Origin of the sequence: Streptococcus sanguinis (genome assembly GCF_050223295.1) — a bacterium.
Lineage (GTDB): Bacteria > Bacillota > Bacilli > Lactobacillales > Streptococcaceae > Streptococcus > Streptococcus sanguinis_X.
In genome coordinates this window covers 217,508-237,618 of the sequence record NZ_CP071424.1, presented here as the reverse complement: position 1 = coordinate 237,618, position 20,111 = coordinate 217,508, and the positions used below count along the sequence as shown (strand labels likewise).

Sequence of the window (20,111 nt, the reverse complement as noted above, 5' to 3'; positions counted from 1 at the left end):
AAGGATTTTCTTATTACAAGTGTGACATAAAAACAAAAATTTGCAAAGTAAAAACCAGCTCGAAAGCTGGTTTATCTTATTGAATTTGATTCAGCATGTTTTCGATATGCTGGATGGATTTTTCGCGGCCTAATAGGTAAATCGTATCTGGCAGCTCTGGTCCATGCATTTCACCCGAAACGGCAATCCGAATCGGCATAAAGAGATTTTTGCCCTTGATTCCTGTCTCTTTTTGGACAGCCTTGATTTGCGGGAAGATATTCTCCGTCACAAAATCTGCATCCGACATAGCTTCTAGCTTTTCCTTGAAGGCTGTCAACACAGTCGGTACCGTTTCACCAGCCATGACCTCACGCTCCGCATCTGTCAACTCTGGGAAGTCCGCAAAGAAGAGGTCTGTCAGCGGCACGATTTCATCCACAGACTTCATTTGTGGTTTGTAGAGCTCAACAAGCTTTTCTGCCTTATCTGTCAAACGGCCCGCTTCTTCCAAGTATGGCTTAGCCAGAGCGAAGATCGTGTCAAAATCTGCATTCTTGATGTATTCGTTGTTCATCCAGTCCAGTTTCTTCTGGTCAAAGGCAGCTGGGGACTTACTGAGACGTTTTTCATCAAAGAGCTCGATTAATTCTTGGCGAGAGAAAATCTCATGCTCGCCGCCAGGATTCCAGCCCAGCAGCGCAATAAAGTTAAAGACTGCTTCTGGCAGGTAGCCCTTCTTGCGATAATCCTCGATAAACTGCAAGGTATTGGTATCGCGCTTGGACAGCTTCTTACCTGTTTCAGAGTTGATAATCAAGGTCATGTGGCCAAATTCTGGAGCTTCCCAGCCGAGGGCTTCATAAACCATGAGCTGCTTAGGTGTGTTAGCAATGTGGTCATCTCCACGAATAACGTGCGAGATTTCCATCAGATGGTCATCAATAACCACAGCAAAGTTATAAGTTGGGTAGCCGTCTTTCTTCTGGATAACCCAGTCACCACCGATATTGCCACCCTCGAACTCAATTTCGCCCTTGACCATGTCAGTCCACTTGTAGACACCAGCTTCATTGACAGCCAGACGAACCGTAGGAATGACACCCGCTGCTTCGCGCTCAGCGATATAGGCTGCCTTTTCTTCCTCTGACATACCTAGAAACTCATTGATATAACGCGGTGTTTCACCAGCTGCTTCCTGACGTTCACGCTCAGCCGCTAATTCTTCCTCAGTCACATAGGACTTGTAAGCCAAGCCCTTGTCCAAGAGTTCATTGACGTATTTTTGGTAAATATCCAAGCGCTCAGACTGGCGGTAGTTTTCGTGAGTCTCAGGACTTTCGTCCCAGTCAATACCCAGCCAGCGTAAGTTTTCAAGCTGTGAGCGTTCTCCGTCTTCTACATGGCGTTTGCGGTCTGTATCCTCGATACGAATAATGAAGGTTCCGCCATAGTGACGAGCATAGAGGTAGTTAAAGAGCGCAGTCCGCGCATTTCCGATGTGTAAAAGTCCAGTCGGACTTGGTGCATAACGCACTCGAATCGCTTTTGTCAAAGTTCCATTCTCCTATTTGTATTTCGGGGAATCATTCCCACTCCGATTTTCAAACGTTATCATTATATCATACTCTGAAGGCATAATACGACTTTACAGTCTATTTTTACGACAGGCGCTCTTCCAGCTGGAAGTCGATAGGAAGCCAGGCCAGTACATTCTCCATCTGCTTTTCCCAGTAATACCACTCATGCTTACCTGGACTGTGGCTGTATGCAATCTCCAAGCCTAAGTCTTGAAGGTTTTTCACCGCCTCCTGATTGGCCTTGTAGAGAAAGTCCTCTTCGCCGCACCATGCCCAAAGCTTAGTCTTTTTATCAGATTGCTTGGCTATGCTCTCCAGCGAATGAGGGCTGCTGGTCCAGTCTGTATAGTCTCCAAAAACTCCTCGCCAATAGGCTGGCGTTGCCATTTCAGCATTATCTGGACGAGCATCAAGAAAACTCAAAGCGCCTGAAAGACTAGCCGCGTATGAAAAGCGGTTAGACTTGAGAGCCAGCTTAAAGGCTCCATATCCGCCCATGGAAAGACCAGCGATAAAATTCTTCTCTCGCTTATCTGACATATTTGGGAAAAAGCGCTTGAGCACCCGAGGCAGCTCCTCAGCGATGGCTTCGTAATAGTTAAAGCCATACTGAGTATCGGTATACCAGCCATTGCTGGTATTAGGCATGACAACAATCAGATTAGTCGAGCGAACCAGACGCTCAATATTTGAGCGCTTGAGCCAGCTATTGTGATTCCCGTTCATACCATGAAGCAGATACAAAACAGGAATGTCCTTATCATCCGGCTTGTCTACACGAGCTGCGTCCGGATAGAGGAGATTGACGCCCCATTCCATCTCCAAAGCCTCAGAATAATACTCTATTTTCATCACTGCCATTCGCATTTCTCCTTCTATCTTTCTGACAAGAAAAAGCCGAAACCCGACTTTTCTTGTATTTGTGTTCAGATTTTTACCGCACTTCCATAACAACTGGCAAAATAGCTGGGCGACGCTTGGTTTGATCAAAGAGATATTTGGCCAGACTGTCACGGACAGCACCCTTCAGCTCACCCCAGTCAAAGCTATCCTGCGCCAGATAGTCTTCCACGGTTTTATTGATAATGTCAGAGCTTTCGCGCAAAATATCTCTGCTCTTCTTGACATAGACAAATCCACGGGTATGTACTTTAGCCTTGGAAATAATTTTCTTTTCCTTACGGTTAACTGTGAGTGCCACGATGAAAATACCATCTTCAGATAAGACCTTGCGGTCACGCAGGACGATATTACCCACATCGCCAATCGCATTTCCATCAATCATGACATCTCCTGCTGACACAGCACCAGCTGGCACAAAATCACCATGGTCGTATTCCATGATACTGCCTCGCTTAGGAATGAAGATATTTTCCGGCAGCATGCCAACTTCCATGGCAGCCTTGGCATGAGCATCCAATCCGCGGTACTCACCCTGAATAGGGAAGAGGTACTTAGGCTGCAGCAGGTTAATCATGAGCTGCAAATCACGCGCATTTCCATGACCTGAAACCCGCAGGTTTTGGGTAATCAGCTTGACAATGCCCCCCGCTTGATAAATCATATTTTCCACACGAGCTACGACCGCTTCCTTGGCAATAGACGGTGTCGTTACGATGTAAATCAAATCGCCTTCCTTGATTTCCACATAGCGGTGACGGCCGATTGACATCTTGCGCAGACCATTGATAGGCTCACCCATCCGGCCAGTCTCCAAGATAATCAGTTCATGATCTTCAAATTTAGACATTTCCTTAGGTTTGATCAAGAGGCGTTCGTCCACCAAGGACAGCTTTTTGAGGCGAATAGCCGTACGAACGATATTTTCAACATCAAAGCCTGTCAAAACCACGCGGCGGCCAGTCTCTGCCGCTGCATCAAAGACCTGCTGGATACGAGACAAGTTGCTGGCAACCGCCGCAACAATCACACGACCATCCCAGTCAGCAATCGTATCTTCGATTTCCTTGCCAACCTCGCTCTCACTAGCCACCTGAACAGTGCTATCTGCATTGGCTGAATCACTGAGCAAGGCCAGAACACCCTCGCGGCCAATCTCAGCCAGACGGCCAAAGTCTGTCGCATAGGACGGGCTGGCAGACTGGTCAAACTTGAAATCGCCTGTATAAACGATGCTGCCTTTTCTGGTCTTGATGACAACTCCCAAACTCTCAGGAATCGAGTGAGTCGTCCGGAAGAAGGAAACTACTGTTTTGCCAAATTCAATCTCAGTATTTTCATCAATCACATGGAAATCATTGAACTTCTTAACCGCATCGTTATTTTTAACAAAAAGCTTAGCTAGCTCAATCGTCAACTCTGATCCGAAAACCGGCACCTTAGCATCTGCCAAAAGATTAGGCAGAGCACCAATCGCATCCGCGTGCCCGTGCGTCAGAAAGACACCCGCAATCCGCTTCTTATTTTCAAACAAATAGTCCATGTTGGGAACGACATAATCCACACCCAACTGTTCATTTTCTGGGTACTTCAGCCCAACATCCAATACAAAAATGGAATCATCCACTTCAGCAACGTAGAGATTTTTACCATTTTCACGTACGCCGCCCAAAGCAATCAATTTAATATTGCTCTTACTCATTTTTTCTCCTATTCAATTTTCAGAACCTTACTTTTATCAAAGATTCTTTATTTTATTACTAACGGTCCTTGGCTAGCCAAGTCGAATTACAGTCTTACAAACCAAAGGTTCGCATATCCAACCTATTATAGCATTTTTTCATGTTTTTTCAAAGTCAAGTGTGCCTTCTTCACACCCTTGGCTACAAAAAAACGACCTCTAGCTTTACTCGGCTAGAGGTCTGGTTTACTTCGCTGGTATGAGAGCAATCAGTTCATCCAAGGTGTAACTGAATAACATTTTTTTGATTTATTGTTTTTATTATTTTTTATAAACTTTTAATTCCTTCAACCGCTAATGATTTTCTTTTTATCTTAGCATTGGAAATCTCTATAACATAATAAAGCACTATTGATTGAATTCTCGAAGTTTGAAAACCATCTAAAAGCTTCTACTTTCTATACTATCGTTACAATCAGGCAAGCTAAGCAGGCCTGTCTGACAATTCAACCAATATGTCAAGTAAAGCAACTACTTATGTATTACAAACAACTATACCAACAAAGTAAACTTAAAAGCGAATGAATTTGGTTTCCTTTCTATTTCCTTAATTCTATTATAGTACTCTATTTTAATTTTTGCAAGCGTTTACAATCAAGAAATTAAAAAACTTTTTAGCTAAAAAGAAATCAAGAAAAAAAAGAAAGGAGACCTTAAAATGATCTCCTTTAAACTCTAGATAATTTTTATCAGTGACTATAGTTAACAAAGACTTTTTATAAGGAAAATCAACTATTGGTTTTATTTATCGTCTTTTTTAACCATATTTTTAACGCCTTCGATTGCGCCTTCAACGGCATCTTTGGCATCTTCTGCAACTTCTTTAACTTTAGAAACTACTTTTTCAGCAGCTCCTTCTTTTTCTGTTTTTTTATCACCAGTTAATTTGCCTAGTCCTTCTTTAACAGAACCTTTAGCTTGGTTGAATTTTTCTTCTGTAGACATAATTGATACCTCCGTTATTAGTTTCCATTTTTAAAGAAATGAAAGAATATAAGAATTCCTAAACTTAGTTAGAGAATTAACGAACGCGAGCTTTTTCATTTGATGCAGCGTCTTTAACAGCCTCTACACCATCGCCAACTTTTTCTTGAACAGCTGAGAAACCACCGCTAATGCCAGATTTTGCTTTTTCGAATTGCTCTGAAGCAAATTCGCCTGTTGATTCAGCAACATCTGTCACTCGGTCTTGAAGGCTTACTGAATCCGCTTCGTGTTGTTCTTTCGTTTTAATATCAACAACATTGACATTTACTTCAACAACTTCCAAATCAGTCATCTTAGAAACTTCTTCTACAACAACTTTCTTGATTTCTTTGTATAGAGCAGGAACATTCTTTTGATATTCCGCAACCACATTCAAGTCAACAGCTACTTGTTCTTTACCAACTTCAACATTGACACCATGAGTCACGTTGTCAGAGTTGACCAATTTATCTTTTATGTTAGAGAAGAAGCCACCGTCAACAGCCAGCAAACCTGAAACTTTCTCTAAAGAGAGACCGATAATTTTTTGAATGACCTTATCATCGTAAGTCAATTCACCTTTTACTTCATGAGCTGCTTGAGCAACTTCTTTTTTAGCAACATCTTTAACATCTTTATTTGACATGTTAAACTCCTTTATTTTTATTTAAATATATTATTTTTTTGAATATAATATCCGATTCCTGCCCCTAGAGTAGCGCAAATCAAGACAAATAGAGTCTTAAAGAAGCCAAAGGATAGGATAAAACACGCTAGAATAATGCCTGCTAATCCAGACAAGATTGGATATTGATATTTTTTAAACCATTCCATTTTTTACTTCCTTACTTTACACGACTAGTAGTTTTTTTAGCCGCTTCTTTTGGCTTGAAGTCTGAGACAGAGATTTTAAGCTTGACATTATGATTGATTCCGAAGAATTCTGTCAATCCAGACGCAATTTCTTCTTGAATCAACTGACTTCTCTTGATAATGTTTTCCGAAGGAACAATTGCCCCTTTAACGGAAACCATGCATTTGTTTTTACGGCTATTTACTGAAACTGTAGGATCTTTAATTAAACCGTGTTCTGTTAACAGACTACGAACAAACCCTTCAATGGCTGAATTTTTCAGCATCAGTTTCCCATCCGTATCAGCTAGCTGAATTTCCAAACGTCTCTTAGGATAAAAAACTATCACTAACATCAGTAGTAAGATTAAGCTTGCTAAAACCACAGTGCCCCAGAAAACATACCTAGAAAGATAGTAGCCCACAAAAGGAATCTTCTTCCAAGTGAATAACTTCCAGCTAAATAACTGGAGCCCCAGACCGCTGACTTTATGAAAGTCTAGCAAAACAGGAATCAAAATTGTCAAGATTAAAATACAGAAAATAAGGGAAAGTATTTTTCTTGATTTTGACATATTGAATCCTCACATCATTAAATTTTAAATTGTATTTTGAAAGTAAAAAGACAATTTATGCATTTTTACCTACAAAAAATGATACAACAGCTACTACAATAACTGCACCAATGATAGAAGGAAGCAAGGCCATACCAGCCAAACTAGGACCCCAAGTTCCTAAAAGTGACTGACCGACAGCAGAACCAACTAAACCTGCAACAACGTTTGCAATAACACCCATTGAGCCGCCTTTTTTAGTGATTGATCCAGCAATAAGACCAATAACACCTCCAACAATAATAGACCAAAGCATATTGATTCTCCTTTCTAATTTTTTCTAAATCAAAATTGTTTAATAATATTTTTTACTATTATTTTTTGATTAACATAATTATATAATTTTCCAACTTGGAAACATAATAATTCAACTTAGTTTTCTTTCCGTTTATCTGTACTATAGATACGCAAAGATAAGAATTCCTTTTTCTATAGGCTTTTATCAGCATTTTTAGATATATTTTAGAGTTGTTAAATGAGGTTAAACGCATAAAATATGGTATAATTGCCTGATAATAAAAACACTATATAAAGAAAGATAATATTTTAATGCGAGAATTACTATCTAAAAAGAGCCACAGGCAATTAGAACTACTAGAACTACTATTTAAAAACAAACGCTGGTTTCATATTTCTGAACTGGCTGAACTATTGAATTGTACAGAACGTTCAGTAAAAGATGATTTATCCCATGTCAAGTCTGCGTTTCCTCAATTGATTTTTCACTCGTCTACTAATGGCATACGTATCATTAATACCGATGATAGTGATATTGAGATGGTCTATCACCATTTTTTTAAGCACTCAACCCATTTTTCAATTTTAGAATTCATCTTCTTTAACGAAGGATATGAAACTGAGAGTATTTGTAAAGAGTTTTATATAAGTTCTTCCTCACTCTATCGTATAATCAGTCATATTAACAAAATTATAAAAAAACAATATAATTTTAAAATTAGTCTCAATCCTGCTCGGATTATTGGAGATGAGATTGATATCCGTTATTTTTTTGCACAATATTTTTCGGAAAAATATTATTTTCTTGAATGGCCCTTTACAGATTTTTCAGTAGAACCTTTGTGTAAGCTGTTGGCACTGGTCTATAAAGAAACTGCATTTCCTGTCAATTTCGCAACTCAACGAATGTTAAAATTGCTCCTGGTTACAAATTTATATCGAATAAAGTTTGGTCATTTCTTGGAAGTTGAGAAAGATTCTTTTAACAATCAATTGTTAGAATCTTTCATGCAGGCAGAAGGAATCGAAGACATTGTAGCAAGCTTTGATTCTGAATACCATATCTCTTTGAATAAAGAAGTGATAGCTCAACTATTTGTCTCCTATTTTCAAAAAATGTTTTTCATTGATGAAAATCTATTTATGAGCTGCGCAAAGACAGACAGCTATGTAAAAAATTCGTATCAATTATTAAGTGATTTAATTGATCAGATAGAAAGCAAATATAATCTAAAAATAGACAATAAGGACAATCTTATTTGGCATTTGCATAATACAGCACATCTGCACCGTCAGGAACTATCTACAGAGTTTATTCTGTTTGATCAAAAAGGCAATACAATCAAGAACTTTCAAAATATTTTCCCTCAATTTGTTTCAGATATTAAAAAAGGGATTGAACATTACCTAGAGACTTTGGATATCTATAGCACACCAATGAAAGTCAACCACCTATCCTATACTTTTATCACTCATAGCAAACATTTAGTGCTGAATCTTTTACAAAATCAGCCTAAATTAAAGGTTTTAGTCATGAGTAATTTTGATCAGTATCATGCAAGATCGGTAGCAGAGACACTTTCTTATTATTGCAGTAATAATTTTGAACTTGAAGTTTGGAATAAATTAGAATTATCAATCGATTCTTTAAAAGAATCACCTTACGATATCATCATTTCTAATTTTATTATTCCACCCATTGAGAACAAAAGACTGATCTATTCCAATAATATTAATACGGTCGCACTCATCTCCTTACTTAACGCAATGATGTTTATTCGCTTAGATGAGTGATTTAGACTATTTTGATAACAAAAAAACCGCAATCTAGCGGTTTTTATTAATCTACGAGAGCCTTTTGAACATTAATTGTCTAACTTTGTGGGAGCAGTACATTATTTAGTACGTATTCTTTCTCTTGTTTTTACAAAACTCTGAGCAAGCCTATTCAAACAAGCCATAATAATCCGCGATGGTCATCTTGGCTTTCTCGTTTTTGTTTAAATCCTGAATAATCTGCCCGTCTTTCATGACGATTAATCGGTTGCCATATTTGAGGGCATCTTCCATGTGATGAGTAATCATAAGGGCTGTGAGGCGGTCACGATTGACAAACTCATTGGTCAGCTCCATCAAGGCAACACTGGTCTTAGGATCTAGCGCCGCAGTATGCTCATCCAGAAGCAAAAGCTCTGGGCGCTTGAGCGTTGCCATGAGCAGACTCAAAGCCTGTCTTTGCCCGCCAGAAAGAAATTCAATCGGTGTATCCAGATGCTTGTCCAGGCCATTGCCAATTTTCTCAATCGTCGCCTGAAACTCTTCCCTGTAACTGTTGAGCCCACGGGGTACCAAGCCACGCTTTTCGCCTCGGAATTTGGCAATGAGAAGATTTTCCGCCACTGTCATCCGCGGAGCCGTTCCCATCTTAGGATCCTGAAAGACACGGGACAGGTACTTGGCCCGCTTTTCTGGTGAAAAATGAGTGACATTTTCCCCCAAGATATGAATGCTGCCGCTGGTCAGAGGGAGAGTTCCGGCAATGACATTGAACAGGGTTGACTTTCCTGCACCGTTTCCACCTAAAATTGTAATAAAATCATGCTCGTGAATGTCTAAAGAAACATCATTTAGGATGATTTTTTCTTCATCAAAGTCGCTCTTTACAAGCTTGGTTGCATTTCTTAATTCTACAATCGCTGTCATTTGCTTAACTTGGCTCCTTTAAAGAATTTATTTTTCAGGGTTGGAATCATGAGACAGACGGCCAGAATCACCGCGCTGTAAAGACGGAGATAGTTGGTATTGAAGCCGAGAGCAATGACACCCCAGATCAAGAACTGATAGGCAATCGCACCAACTACAATGGTAATCAGCCGCTCTGCCAAGGTCAGACTCCGGAAGAGTACCTCGCCAATGATAAGACTGGCCAGACCAACTACGATTACTCCAATCCCGCGGGAAACATCTGCATAGCCTTCCTGCTGGGCAATCAGCGCCCCAGCCAGAGCAATCAAGCCGTTTGATAGAATCAGTCCCATCAACTCCATACGGCCAGTATTGATTCCAAAACTGCGAGCCATATCCGGATTATCTCCGGTCGCGATATAAGCCTGCCCTAGCTTAGTATCCAAGAAAAAGAGCAGGGCTGCAATCACTAGACTGACAAAAATCAAACCAGTCAAGAGGTCATTGACTTCCCCTGAAAAAGGCAGAATATCCTGAATTTTACTGCTGCCTAAAAGCCCCAGATTGGCACGGCCCATCAGCATCAGCATGATAGAGTGGCAGGAGGTCATGACCAAAATCCCTGAAAGCAAGGTCGGAATTTTCCCCTTGGTATAGAGCAGACCTGTCACGGCACCCGCAGCACAGCCCGCTAAAACGGCCGCTGCAGTTGCTAGAAAAGGATTGACTCCTTTGGTAATCAAGGTAACAGCCACCGCCCCGCCCAAGGGGAAGGAGCCTTCTGTCGTCATATCAGGAAAGCCCAGAATCCGGAAGGTCATAAAAATACCTAGACCTAAAACGGCCCAAACCAATCCCTGAGAAATAATGGAAAGAATCATAACATTGTCCTAACTAATTAAAATCGTTTCTCTATTTTAACATAAAAAAGGAGCCAATTTCAATGCCAATGCGCAGACAAAGAAATTGACTTCCCAACTATTCCTCAACAACTGTCATTCGACCAGTATCTACATCATAAACCGCGCCTGAGATTTTTACATCAGCTGGGATCAGCGGCGACTGCCGCAGCAAGGCCATATCCTCACGCACGCTTTCCTCTACATCTGTAAAAGGTAAAAAGTCCTGATCACTGACATCGACACCTAGCTCTTTATGAAGATAGGCCGTAAACTCCTCATTCTTAAAAGTCTGTGCCCCGCAGTCTGTATGATGCAAAACCACGATTTCCCGCGTTCCTAGCTGCTGCTGAGAGATGACCAGCGAGCGAATCATGTCCTCCGTCACCCGACCGCCAGCATTGCGCAAAATATGAGCGTCTCCAAGCGCTAGACCCAGAGCCTGAGCCACGTGAAGCCTAGAGTCCATGCAGGTCACGATAGCTACCTTGGTCTTGGGATTAATGGGCAGATGTGCCGTTCCATGCAGATCGACATAAGCTTTATTGGCCTTCATAAAGTTTTCAAAATATGACATTCTTTCCCCTTGCTGATACTTTGATATTCAAATAATTTTATATTATCTTACCATCTTTTCTGCTATTTGTCAGTTCTCGACTTTGTTAAAAAAAATAGGACAGTCAAATCCAGCATCTAGCCTGATCTTCTGTCCTAGTTTTCTTTATTATGAGCTTCTTGGAATAAACTTGCTGAGTGAGCCTGCAAAGGTTTGAAGATTGAGACTTTGCACATAGACTTCACCAGTACCTTGGAAGGTGTTGACCACTCCTTCTCCCGTTCCGATAGACTGCCAGAAGCCATTTTCTAAATGAACATGATAATTCAAAGACTGGCTCCAAGCCACTACATGGGCATTGTCAATTGTTACTTCTTGGTTATGAAGCTCAAGTTTCTTAATAGAACCAAAAGCATTAGCCAAAAGAGTTCCCTGACCTTGGGTCGTCATGACGAAGAAACCGCCTTGCCCGCCAAAGAGGGCTTTCCCAACAGACTGGCGCTCCATGGTATAGTAAGCTGTACCATCAAGAGCTAGAAAGGCACCGTCATTCAGCCGATATTGCTTTTCGCCTAGCTGAAGGGGAATGACTTGACCAGGAGCATCTGGCGCTAAAGCAAGGTAGCCATTATCAGACTGGGCAACAGCCTGAGTAATAAAGGTACTTTCACCAGAAACCATTGACCGACCTACAGCCTTGACAAAACGTCCCAAGCCAGAACCGCTTGCATTTAGCTGAGTATTCAGAGTCACATTCGGCGTGTGGTAGACCATGCTGCCACGCTGGATAAAGACGGTTTCACCTTGATTGAGCGACAACTCAACCAAAGGAAACTGCATATTACTATCCATAGAAAATCGCATAAGAAATACCTCCTTCTTATTATGACTTGATTATAACATTTTCATATATTTTGGACAAAGGAAAACTGAAGCATCAAAAAAGAAGAGACAGCCTGAGTCTCTCCTAGAAATTTTCAAGAATTGTCAATATTCAGGTGTGGGCGAAGAACATTTGCAAAGGTTTCAATATTGAGACTTTGGATGTAAATTTCGCCAGTTCCATAGAAGGTATTAACCACTCCTTCACCAGTTCCCATGGACTGCCAGAAACCATTTTCTAAATGAATATCATATTCCAACTCTCGACTCCATGCTACTACGTGGGCATTGTCAATCGTTATCCTATCATTATGCAGCTCGACCTTTTGAATCGAGCCAAAGGAATTTACCAAGAGTGTCCCCTGACCTTGGGTACTCATCACATAAAAGCCTCCTTGGCCACCAAAGAGAGCTCGACCCACCGACTGCCTCTCCAAAGTATAAGAGGCAGAACCATCCATAGCCAGAAAAGCTCCATCATTAAGGCGGTATTGCTTTTCGCCTAGTTCCAGAGCAACAATCTGACCAGGTACATTAGGCGCTAAGGCTAGACGACCGTTATTTGATTGAGCAGTTGCTTCAGTGATAAACACTCCTTCGCCAGAAGCCATAGAACGGCCCACAGCTTGGATTGCCTTGCCAAAGATTGATTGAGACTCTGCATTCACTTTAGCATTCAAGACAACGTTGGGAGTGTGGTATATCATGCTCCCGGTCTGAATACGAACAGACTCTGATGCATCTAAGGCAATCTCCGCCAAGGGAAATTGAGCATTGTTGGTAATAGAAACATTCATACGATGATCTACCATGGTTGATTATCCTCCTAAAAAATCTGGAAAAACAACTTATAGGAAATTCCAGATAAATCCTATTTTTTCTAGCAATATTATAGCACGCACAACAACTTTTCGCAATACTACTTTAATCAAGAAAATACTTTCTTTAACACTTCCCCAATCGTCGTCACACCAATGACTTGGATATTGTCTGGAACTTTGAGGCCGTTCAGAGCGTTTTTAGGAGCGTAGACTTTGGTGAAACCCAGCTTTGCTGCTTCGTTGATGCGCTGCTCGATGCGGTTGACCCGTCGGATTTCGCCAGTCAGGCCAATTTCACCGATAAAGCACTCTTGAGGATTGGTAGGTAAATCCTTGTAGCTGGAAGCAATGGCTACCGCTACTGCCAAATCAATGGCTGGCTCATCTAGCTTGACGCCGCCAGCTGACTTGAGGTAGGCATCTTGATTTTGCAGAAGGAGTCCCGCCCTCTTTTCCAGAACAGCCATGATGAGGCTGGCTCGGTTAAAGTCCAGTCCAGTCGTGGTTCGTTTGGCATTGCCGAACATGGTCGGTGTCACCAAAGCCTGCACCTCAGCCAAAATCGGCCGCGTTCCTTCCATGGTCACGACAATAGACGAGCCTGTCGCGCCGTCCAGACGCTCTTCCAGAAAGACTTCACTGGGATTGACAACCTCAACTAGCCCGCCAGATTGCATCTCAAAAATACCAATCTCATTGGTCGAGCCAAAGCGGTTCTTGACTGCTCTCAAGATACGGAAAGTATGCTGACGTTCACCCTCAAAATAAAGCACGGTGTCCACCATGTGCTCCAAAGTTCGAGGACCAGCTAAGGTTCCTTCCTTGGTCATGTGACCAACGATAAAGGTCGCAATATTATTGGTCTTGGCCAGCTGCATGAGCTCAGCTGTCACCTCTCGAACTTGAGAAACAGAGCCTTGAACACTGGAAATTTCCGGCGACATCACCGTCTGTATAGAGTCGATAATCAGAAAATCTGGCTTGATTTTCTCAATCTCCGTGCGGATATTTTGCATATTGGTCTCGGCGTAGAGATAAAATTCACTGTCAATATCACCGAGACGCTCCGCCCGCAACTTAATCTGCTCAGCTGATTCCTCCCCACTGACATATAGGACGATGCCCTGGTGGGAAAGCTGGGTGGATACCTGCAGAAGCAGGGTGGATTTCCCGATACCGGGATCCCCGCCAATCAGAACCAGACTACCAGGCACTACGCCACCACCCAGCACACGGTTGAACTCGTCCATTTCCGTCTTGGTCCGATTGACATCAATCGAAGTGACCTCAGCCAGCTTCATGGGCCGGGTCTTTTCGCCTGTCAAGGAAACACGGGCATGCTTGACTTCTGCAGCTTCTACTTCCTCAACGAAAGAAGACCAAGAGCCGCAGTTAGGACAACGGCCTAGATACTTTGGCGAATGATATTCACAACTTTGACAGACAAAGGTCGTTTTTTTCTTAGCGATGGTGATTCTCCTTTATATTTCTAATTCACATTCAACAAACTGGCAAAAATCAATCTGCTGATCAGCTACAAACTGGCGGATGAGCATGCGGTGGGCTACAAGAGCTACCGTCTCGTATTCTCTGTATTTACTTAGGGTACGCACAAAGCGGTCTTTCATCTGCTCAGCCGTTTCATAACGGACAGGACTTCCTGCAGGAAGGGAACCATTATTTTCAAAAAATAACTTCCGAGCCTGCTCGAACTTTTCTGTCCCACTTTCATATACCTGCCATTCATGTAGAAAAGGCTCCACAAAAAGCGGCAGTTGGCGGTCTCGAATCAAATAGGAGGCCGTCTCCAAAGCCCGCGTCACAGAAGAGGAAATCAGAATTTCCGCTTGTTCCAGCAAAGGATTAGCAGCGGCCTCTGTCGCCATCCGACGACCAGCAGCCGACAAGGGAGCCAAATCTAGTCCAAAGCCAGTATAACCAGCCTCTTCCAATAGTGAATAATCTGCCTCTCCGTGACGGATAAAAATGATTTTCATACTAATATCCTCATAAAGCTATCTAATCTTGATTCCGCAATCTTGCCATTGCTTCAGTGTTTTAGAGAATTTCTTCTGGTTAGCAACTCCCACAGCGGACAAATCGATGGAAACCTGATAATTCTCCTTGACTGCTGCCGAAACGGAAGCCTTGACACAGCCATTGCCGTCTACCCCTATAAACTCTAAACTTTTAGCACCGTTTCCCTCTAAAAAATCTTTTAAATCCGGATTAGTAAAGCAAGAAGCCCGACGCTTCTCAAAGATGTGAGAAGATACAACCTGCAAACCAGTCGTAAATTTCTTCTTCCTATCTTTTCTCTCCCAGAAAAAACGGTTGAGAATATAGATAACACGATTGCTGGGATAGCTGGCAATTTTGTCATTTACAGCCACAGTCAGTGCTTCATTATCATATGCTTTTCCTGCAGCAACATAATCTGACTGCATATCTACAACTAATAAATAGTCTGCCATTTTCTTTCTCTATTTCCCTGTCGATCCAAATCCGCCGGTCCGCACACCTTCCGCTTCATCTCCATCAGCAATCAGAAATGGTGCAAAGACAGCCTGCACTACACGTTCGCCAACTTCAAGGACGACTTCCTGATCCGTGATATTCTTCATTTGGGCAAAGATATGGCCTTCGTTTCCAGGATTGCCATAGTAGTCGCCGTCAATGACCCCAACGGAGTTAATCAAGACTAGACCTTTTTTACGAGGATTGGACGAGCGGTCGTAAAGATAGAGCACCTCGCCCGGCTGCATATAGGCCTTGACACCAGTCGGAACCAGCTTAATCTCCCCTGGCGCAATGAGGGTGCGCTCTGCCACTTTCAAATCGTAGCCAGCTGCGTGAGCCGTCTCTCTCTTGGGCAACAAATCTTCATTTGTAAAGCTGGAAACCAGCTCGAATCCGCGAATTTTCGTCATATTTTCTTTTATTATCCTTTCAAACGTTGATTTAATAAGGTTTATAACCTTTGTAAGTAAGTCGTTTTATAAAATTGTTCACCTTTTTGTGGACTTATAGACTATTTATAGCTTTTTCATAATATGAAACGGCTTCTTTCTCTTTGTCCTTGGAGAGGTGACTATACACATCTAAGGTCATGGATATATTAGAATGTCCTAACCTATATTGCAACTCCTTGTAGCTGATACCAGCATTCAGCAATAAACTAGCATGAGTATGGCGGAAAGCGTGACAAGTAAATCGTGGGATACCCAAAGTCTCGCAACGCTTATCTATAATCTGTTGGAGAGAATGCCTTGGCAGATACTCTCTAACCGTAGTGGCAAAGACAACAGACGGAGCTTGAGCCCCAACTTCTAAGAACATTAGGCGCTGACGATTCTGGTACTGCTTCAGCATCAGCGCAGTTTTGGAATCTATGCTTATCTTTCGAGTACCTGCTTTTGTCTTTGTTTCCCCTATCATCCGAATTTCTTGGCTGTAGGTTTTACTGATTGTGATTGTCTTTTCCTTTAAGTCAATATCAGACCATTCCAGGGCTGCCAGCTCTCCAATGCGGCAGCCTGTGGCCAGTAGCAACTTAAAGACCACAAAGCGGTAATAATGCTTGTAGCTCTTTGTAGATAGCTTTTCAGCATAATCGATAAACATCTTTAAATCATCCGGATCTATGAACTTAACCGCTTCTCTGCCTTTCTTTTGCTTCTTAGGTAGAATCACATCACGCCCAGGGTTAGATGCCAGCAGCTGCAATGTTACACCATGCTGCAGTATTCTCCTATTAATCGAGTTAATCTCCTTGAAATTCACAATTTTATAGGCCAGATTGTTTATAAACTCCTGAATGCTGCTAGGCGTTATCTTGTCTATCTTCATACTCCCAAACTCAGGGATAAGATGATGATTAACTTGCCTCCTGGTCACAGCAAATGTTTGCGGTCTAACTGTAAGCTTGTGACTTTCTAGCCATAGGGCAGCAAGCTCTTTGTAGGTCTTGACCTGTACCGTCTTTTTGACTGTCGATCCATTAGATTTAAAATCAAACTGCGCTTGCTGGGCTTTACTCTTGACCTCTTTCCTTGTCCGTCCAGTGATACTTGTCTTTACTTTTTTACCAGTAACCTTGTCAACTCCTAGATAGACGCTAGCTCGGTAAACGATAGTACCGTTTTTCTTTTTGACTTCAGTAATTTTCATTGGTTCCCCTTTCTTTTCATCAGCAGGCAAGCCGTAAGGGTTTTAAGAAAGGGTTAAATGGATCCAGGGCGTTGTAGAATGCCCTAGAATTCGTTTTGATAAGTTAGTCGGTATAATCTATCCAGAAAAAAGAAAAACAAGGTTTAAATCAGCTTATATGAGCTTTGAAAAAAGCGTACCATCTCGCAAGATGATACGCTCATTTCGTTTTAACCCTTATTTGTATAGATATACAAACCTAGAGCAGTGTAACCTTGGTAGGTTTCTTTTACAATTGTTCATATCATATCACGTTTTAGACTGTTTTACAAGAATTTTGCAAAGGATTTGATAAATTTTTTTCAGCTCCTCGTTTTCTTCGTAGTATTTCATATATCTCTTTGAACGCTTAGCAAGTTCTATAGCCTCTAGTCGTCTATGTCGCTTTAATTTATCGCCGCAATACTCTCGATGAAGGATAATAAGAGAAAAAATGTCATGTAATTTTCTATATCTTAAATCTGATCTGTCCAATCCAAATGATTCACCAAGCGAGAGGATAACAGCTGATGGTTGTTTAAGCTTCTGATTAAGCATATCAACAAGTAAAACATTACTATGAGCGCAAGCGTTCCTAATATGACGAGCATATGAACTGAATTGCTTAGCCTTTTTTAATCGTTTGTTGCTAGGGTATTTCTTGCAATACATTTCGATAAAATAACATATGTTCCCAAAATCCATTACCTCAACAAGTACCCAAATAGGTATATCTTGATGATGCTTCAAATAAATATTTTTCAGATAAGCATTTTTAGATAAGGCGTTTATAGTGTTGTTATAACCTTGAGGATTATATACAGCATAATCTTTCACAATATCATAGCCATCGATACGAGGATTTTTTGTCACAATGTCCATAATAGCTGTTTTTATACTGTGTTCGATATCAAGGCATATTCCAAGAAGTAAATATCTCAATCTCATATCAATCACAGCAATATCAGCAAGTGTTGAAAATTCAATATTATATTTACCATCAATTTTAGGAAATAGTTTTCGATAGCTAGATACTTTATAGTAATAATTCTTTTCTTGAAGAAATTCAATTGCTTGCTCTGTATCCCATTCATTAAATCCTATCCCAATATCTGACATTTTAGATAATAACTGGGGATAAGTTAAAAGTTCTTTTCTTTTAGTCATTTATTTCCTTTCATGAGTCTTTAAAAAATCAGAGAAGCTTTTTTTAGGGCTTTTGGAGAATATTTGAGTAATATCGCTATCAACTATATTACAGTATTTACTCTCTTTTTAGACAAGATATTTAAAGAATGGTCAAACCAAAAAAGACACCTCCTTGGAGATGCCTTCCGCAGTCAGGGCCCGTAGGTTTTCCTGATAGCTATTTCTTAAGTACCTCCATTCTATGATATTGTTTACCTTTTGTCAACGATGTTACTTGTCTTCGTAAATTTTTCTAAAATCAAGTGCCACAAAATTATTTATCGTTACTTCCATTCTTTCCTGCCAGGCCATCAGCTATCTTACTCAAAGTATCGAGGGCTTTCTGTAGATCTGTAATATATGAATTTTTAACATTTTTAGAATGTTTTTTTAATTTTTCTAAAGCACTTTCCAAAAATTTTATTGCCGCTAGCACATCAATTTGAATGGCATCTTTTTCTTGAGACTTTTGTAATTCAGACAGAAAAATTGTATTTAGAGTTCTCATTTTTTCTTTTTCGAACTCTTCTCCGCTGTCAAAGGTCATAATTTCATCATTATATCCAAGCAAATAACCTACACTAACTCCGAAGTAATCTGCTAAATGAGTCCAAATTTTTTCATCTCTCGGTTTTCTAATTTCATTTTCATAGTACATTAGTTGACTATCGGAAACTGAAAAATTGTATTTATCTTTTAAAATTTTTTTGAGTTTATTTAAGGATAAATTTTCTTTCTCTCTTAATTTTTTTAATTTTATTTTCACATTACATTACCTAATTTAATTACTTGTAAGTAGATTATATCATAGCGATAAAATTTTATCTAGAAAAAAATTCTCAAAAAAAGAATGAAAAATACTTGACATTCTCAAAATAAGAGTATATAATCAAATTGTTCTTAAATTGAGAATGAAACAACGGAAAGGGGAAAGAAAAATGCTTATCACACAAGAACAGGCGAAAGCATTAAGGAGAAAAAAAGCTGACTTGCAACTAAAAAATTATGAGTTCGCTTTTGAAATTGGTGTAGCACCAAGAACAGTTCCTAAAATTTTGAAAGGAGATTATAATGCTCCTAAAAGAATTTATATGAGCGTAATGGAATGGCTAGCCAAAGATTATTAGAAAGGAGATTACATCACTAATACAATTAGGCTGAATAAGTCTAGAAGCAACAAAAAAAAGGCTTAATGCAGGAACCAACTGACAAGCCTTTCACACTAAGATATTCAAACACTTACTAGTAGGCAAGCCGTAAGGGTTTTAAGAATACTTTTTATACTTGGATTATACCAAAAAGGGATATCAAATGCAACCGCTCAGAGAGGCGACTCTATAAACTGCCTATATAGACTAAAACAAAGAGATAAGGATAATAAACATGACTAAAACACCATTTACACAAGGAGACCTAGCCCAGCTTTGGCAAGACGAAGGTCAGATTACTATGGACATTCTTAGAAAGCGCCTGCCAGACTGGACAGACAGACAGATAAAAGTTCGCTTGAACAACTGGAAAGCTCGCAAGGCTATAGCTTTCACCATAAAGAACAAGGAAATTGTCAGCTTTGATCTTTTGAGAAACAAGAAGCAGGAAGAAGAACAGACATCAGGCGGCCGCAAGCTAAAGTTAGAAGATTATTACAAGCAAGTAATGGCTACTCGCGAGATTATCGAAAAGAAAACTGCTAGTGACACCAACCGCCTCAAAGCTATCCAGCTACAGCAGCAAGCGCTGAATGAAATTCCTGATCATATCTATAAAGAACTCGCAGAAATTTTTGAATGAGGGCAAAACAAATGATTCAAGAAATTGACATGACACCAGGGCAAGCAATCATCTTTGTCTCACTACTGCTATTCCTAATCTGGAAGCTTTGGCATCTAAACAGCAATCAGAGCTCACTAGAGGGCCTTAGAGTGGCTGAAAGCTCTCAGACGGAAGAAAGCACCGCCAACAAACTAACCCCCGAATATGGGGCATATATCCAACTTGCAGGACGCAAGTACAACTAAAGGAG

General features: G+C 40.7%; 24 protein-coding genes. 4 read left to right on the top strand and 20 right to left on the bottom strand.

From position 1 onward, the window contains the following. Positions 1 to 76: 76 nt before the first annotated feature. The 8 genes from gltX to J1C77_RS01265 form a co-directional block, all read right to left on the bottom strand. A complete protein-coding gene (gltX, locus tag J1C77_RS01300; RefSeq protein ID WP_002922531.1) occupies positions 77 to 1,534 on the bottom strand; it encodes a glutamate--tRNA ligase in 1,458 nt (485 codons plus the stop codon). Positions 1,535 to 1,640: 106 nt separating this feature from the next. After that, positions 1,641 to 2,420 carry an alpha/beta hydrolase gene (locus J1C77_RS01295; RefSeq protein ID WP_042763046.1) on the bottom strand — a complete coding sequence of 260 codons (780 nt, stop codon included), beginning with the start codon at positions 2,418 to 2,420 and terminating at the stop codon, positions 1,641 to 1,643. Positions 2,421 to 2,493: 73 nt separating this feature from the next. After that, positions 2,494 to 4,161 carry a ribonuclease J gene (locus J1C77_RS01290; RefSeq protein ID WP_002899143.1) on the bottom strand — a complete coding sequence of 556 codons (1,668 nt, stop codon included), beginning with the start codon at positions 4,159 to 4,161 and terminating at the stop codon, positions 2,494 to 2,496. A 780-nt stretch (positions 4,162 to 4,941) separates the two neighbouring features. Next, positions 4,942 to 5,145, bottom strand: coding sequence for a CsbD family protein (locus J1C77_RS01285; RefSeq protein ID WP_002893927.1), 204 nt, complete (start codon positions 5,143 to 5,145; stop codon positions 4,942 to 4,944). 76 nt (positions 5,146 to 5,221) lie between these two features. Next, on the bottom strand, positions 5,222 to 5,812 hold the full coding sequence (locus J1C77_RS01280) for an Asp23/Gls24 family envelope stress response protein (RefSeq protein WP_002907890.1): 591 nt from the start codon (positions 5,810 to 5,812) through the stop codon (positions 5,222 to 5,224). 17 nt (positions 5,813 to 5,829) lie between these two features. Beyond that, positions 5,830 to 6,000, bottom strand: a complete 171-nt coding sequence (locus J1C77_RS01275) for a DUF2273 domain-containing protein (RefSeq protein ID WP_002905455.1) — start codon at positions 5,998 to 6,000, stop codon at positions 5,830 to 5,832. A gap of 11 nt (positions 6,001 to 6,011) precedes the next feature. Next, entirely contained in the window at positions 6,012 to 6,593 is a 582-nt protein-coding gene (gene amaP, locus J1C77_RS01270) for an alkaline shock response membrane anchor protein AmaP (protein ID WP_002922534.1), read from the bottom strand. Positions 6,594 to 6,648: 55 nt separating this feature from the next. Next, positions 6,649 to 6,888: a GlsB/YeaQ/YmgE family stress response membrane protein gene (locus J1C77_RS01265; RefSeq protein ID WP_002920347.1), complete on the bottom strand. Its 240-nt coding sequence runs from the start codon at positions 6,886 to 6,888 to the stop codon at positions 6,649 to 6,651. Between the two features lie 293 nt (positions 6,889 to 7,181). Here J1C77_RS01265 and J1C77_RS01260 point away from each other — a divergent pair, with 293 nt between their 5' ends. After that, on the top strand, positions 7,182 to 8,663 hold the full coding sequence (locus J1C77_RS01260; protein WP_002922535.1) for a M protein trans-acting positive regulator PRD domain-containing protein: 1,482 nt from the start codon (positions 7,182 to 7,184) through the stop codon (positions 8,661 to 8,663). Between the two features lie 150 nt (positions 8,664 to 8,813). Here J1C77_RS01260 and J1C77_RS01255 read toward each other — a convergent pair whose 3' ends face one another. From J1C77_RS01255 to J1C77_RS01200, 12 genes are all read right to left on the bottom strand, one after another. After that, positions 8,814 to 9,572, bottom strand: a complete 759-nt coding sequence (locus J1C77_RS01255) for an ABC transporter ATP-binding protein (RefSeq protein WP_002922536.1) — start codon at positions 9,570 to 9,572, stop codon at positions 8,814 to 8,816. Beyond that, the gene (locus tag J1C77_RS01250; RefSeq protein WP_002902146.1) at positions 9,569 to 10,435 is read right to left on the bottom strand and encodes an ABC transporter permease; all 867 of its coding nucleotides are present in this window, start codon (positions 10,433 to 10,435) and stop codon (positions 9,569 to 9,571) included. Before J1C77_RS01250 ends, J1C77_RS01255 begins: the two co-directional genes overlap by 4 nt. A gap of 97 nt (positions 10,436 to 10,532) precedes the next feature. Continuing rightward, positions 10,533 to 11,030 (bottom strand): beta-class carbonic anhydrase, encoded by a 498-nt coding sequence (locus J1C77_RS01245; RefSeq protein ID WP_002922537.1) that lies wholly within the window; start codon positions 11,028 to 11,030, stop codon positions 10,533 to 10,535. Positions 11,031 to 11,177: 147 nt separating this feature from the next. After that, positions 11,178 to 11,873: a TIGR00266 family protein gene (locus tag J1C77_RS01240; protein WP_002902143.1), complete on the bottom strand. Its 696-nt coding sequence runs from the start codon at positions 11,871 to 11,873 to the stop codon at positions 11,178 to 11,180. Positions 11,874 to 11,986: 113 nt separating this feature from the next. Further along, complete coding sequence (locus J1C77_RS01235; RefSeq protein WP_002902140.1) at positions 11,987 to 12,703, bottom strand: TIGR00266 family protein; 717 nt, start codon at positions 12,701 to 12,703, stop codon at positions 11,987 to 11,989. 116 nt (positions 12,704 to 12,819) lie between these two features. Further along, positions 12,820 to 14,187, bottom strand: coding sequence for a DNA repair protein RadA (gene radA, locus J1C77_RS01230; protein ID WP_087941942.1), 1,368 nt, complete (start codon positions 14,185 to 14,187; stop codon positions 12,820 to 12,822). 6 nt (positions 14,188 to 14,193) lie between these two features. Then, positions 14,194 to 14,709 carry a histidine phosphatase family protein gene (locus tag J1C77_RS01225; RefSeq protein ID WP_002922539.1) on the bottom strand — a complete coding sequence of 172 codons (516 nt, stop codon included), beginning with the start codon at positions 14,707 to 14,709 and terminating at the stop codon, positions 14,194 to 14,196. A gap of 18 nt (positions 14,710 to 14,727) precedes the next feature. Next, entirely contained in the window at positions 14,728 to 15,186 is a 459-nt protein-coding gene (locus J1C77_RS01220; RefSeq protein WP_002922540.1) for a cysteine hydrolase family protein, read from the bottom strand. A 9-nt stretch (positions 15,187 to 15,195) separates the two neighbouring features. Further along, the gene (locus tag J1C77_RS01215) at positions 15,196 to 15,642 is read right to left on the bottom strand and encodes a dUTP diphosphatase (protein ID WP_002922541.1); all 447 of its coding nucleotides are present in this window, start codon (positions 15,640 to 15,642) and stop codon (positions 15,196 to 15,198) included. Positions 15,643 to 15,736: 94 nt separating this feature from the next. Further along, complete coding sequence (locus J1C77_RS01210) at positions 15,737 to 16,882, bottom strand: tyrosine-type recombinase/integrase (protein ID WP_042763047.1); 1,146 nt, start codon at positions 16,880 to 16,882, stop codon at positions 15,737 to 15,739. A 288-nt stretch (positions 16,883 to 17,170) separates the two neighbouring features. Next, positions 17,171 to 18,067 carry an Abi family protein gene (locus J1C77_RS01205; RefSeq protein ID WP_002922544.1) on the bottom strand — a complete coding sequence of 299 codons (897 nt, stop codon included), beginning with the start codon at positions 18,065 to 18,067 and terminating at the stop codon, positions 17,171 to 17,173. 295 nt (positions 18,068 to 18,362) lie between these two features. Continuing rightward, a complete protein-coding gene (locus J1C77_RS01200) occupies positions 18,363 to 18,854 on the bottom strand; it encodes a helix-turn-helix domain-containing protein (RefSeq protein ID WP_053092410.1) in 492 nt (163 codons plus the stop codon). Between the two features lie 172 nt (positions 18,855 to 19,026). On the opposite strand from J1C77_RS01200, the gene J1C77_RS01195 reads away from it, so the two are divergent. From J1C77_RS01195 to J1C77_RS01185, 3 genes are all read left to right on the top strand, one after another. After that, positions 19,027 to 19,215: a hypothetical protein gene (locus tag J1C77_RS01195; RefSeq protein ID WP_042763222.1), complete on the top strand. Its 189-nt coding sequence runs from the start codon at positions 19,027 to 19,029 to the stop codon at positions 19,213 to 19,215. Between the two features lie 256 nt (positions 19,216 to 19,471). Next, positions 19,472 to 19,879, top strand: a complete 408-nt coding sequence (locus J1C77_RS01190; protein ID WP_002922550.1) for a DUF1492 domain-containing protein — start codon at positions 19,472 to 19,474, stop codon at positions 19,877 to 19,879. Further along, positions 19,876 to 20,106 (top strand): hypothetical protein, encoded by a 231-nt coding sequence (locus J1C77_RS01185; RefSeq protein WP_002922554.1) that lies wholly within the window; start codon positions 19,876 to 19,878, stop codon positions 20,104 to 20,106. Before J1C77_RS01190 ends, J1C77_RS01185 begins: the two co-directional genes overlap by 4 nt. Positions 20,107 to 20,111 lie beyond the last annotated feature (5 nt).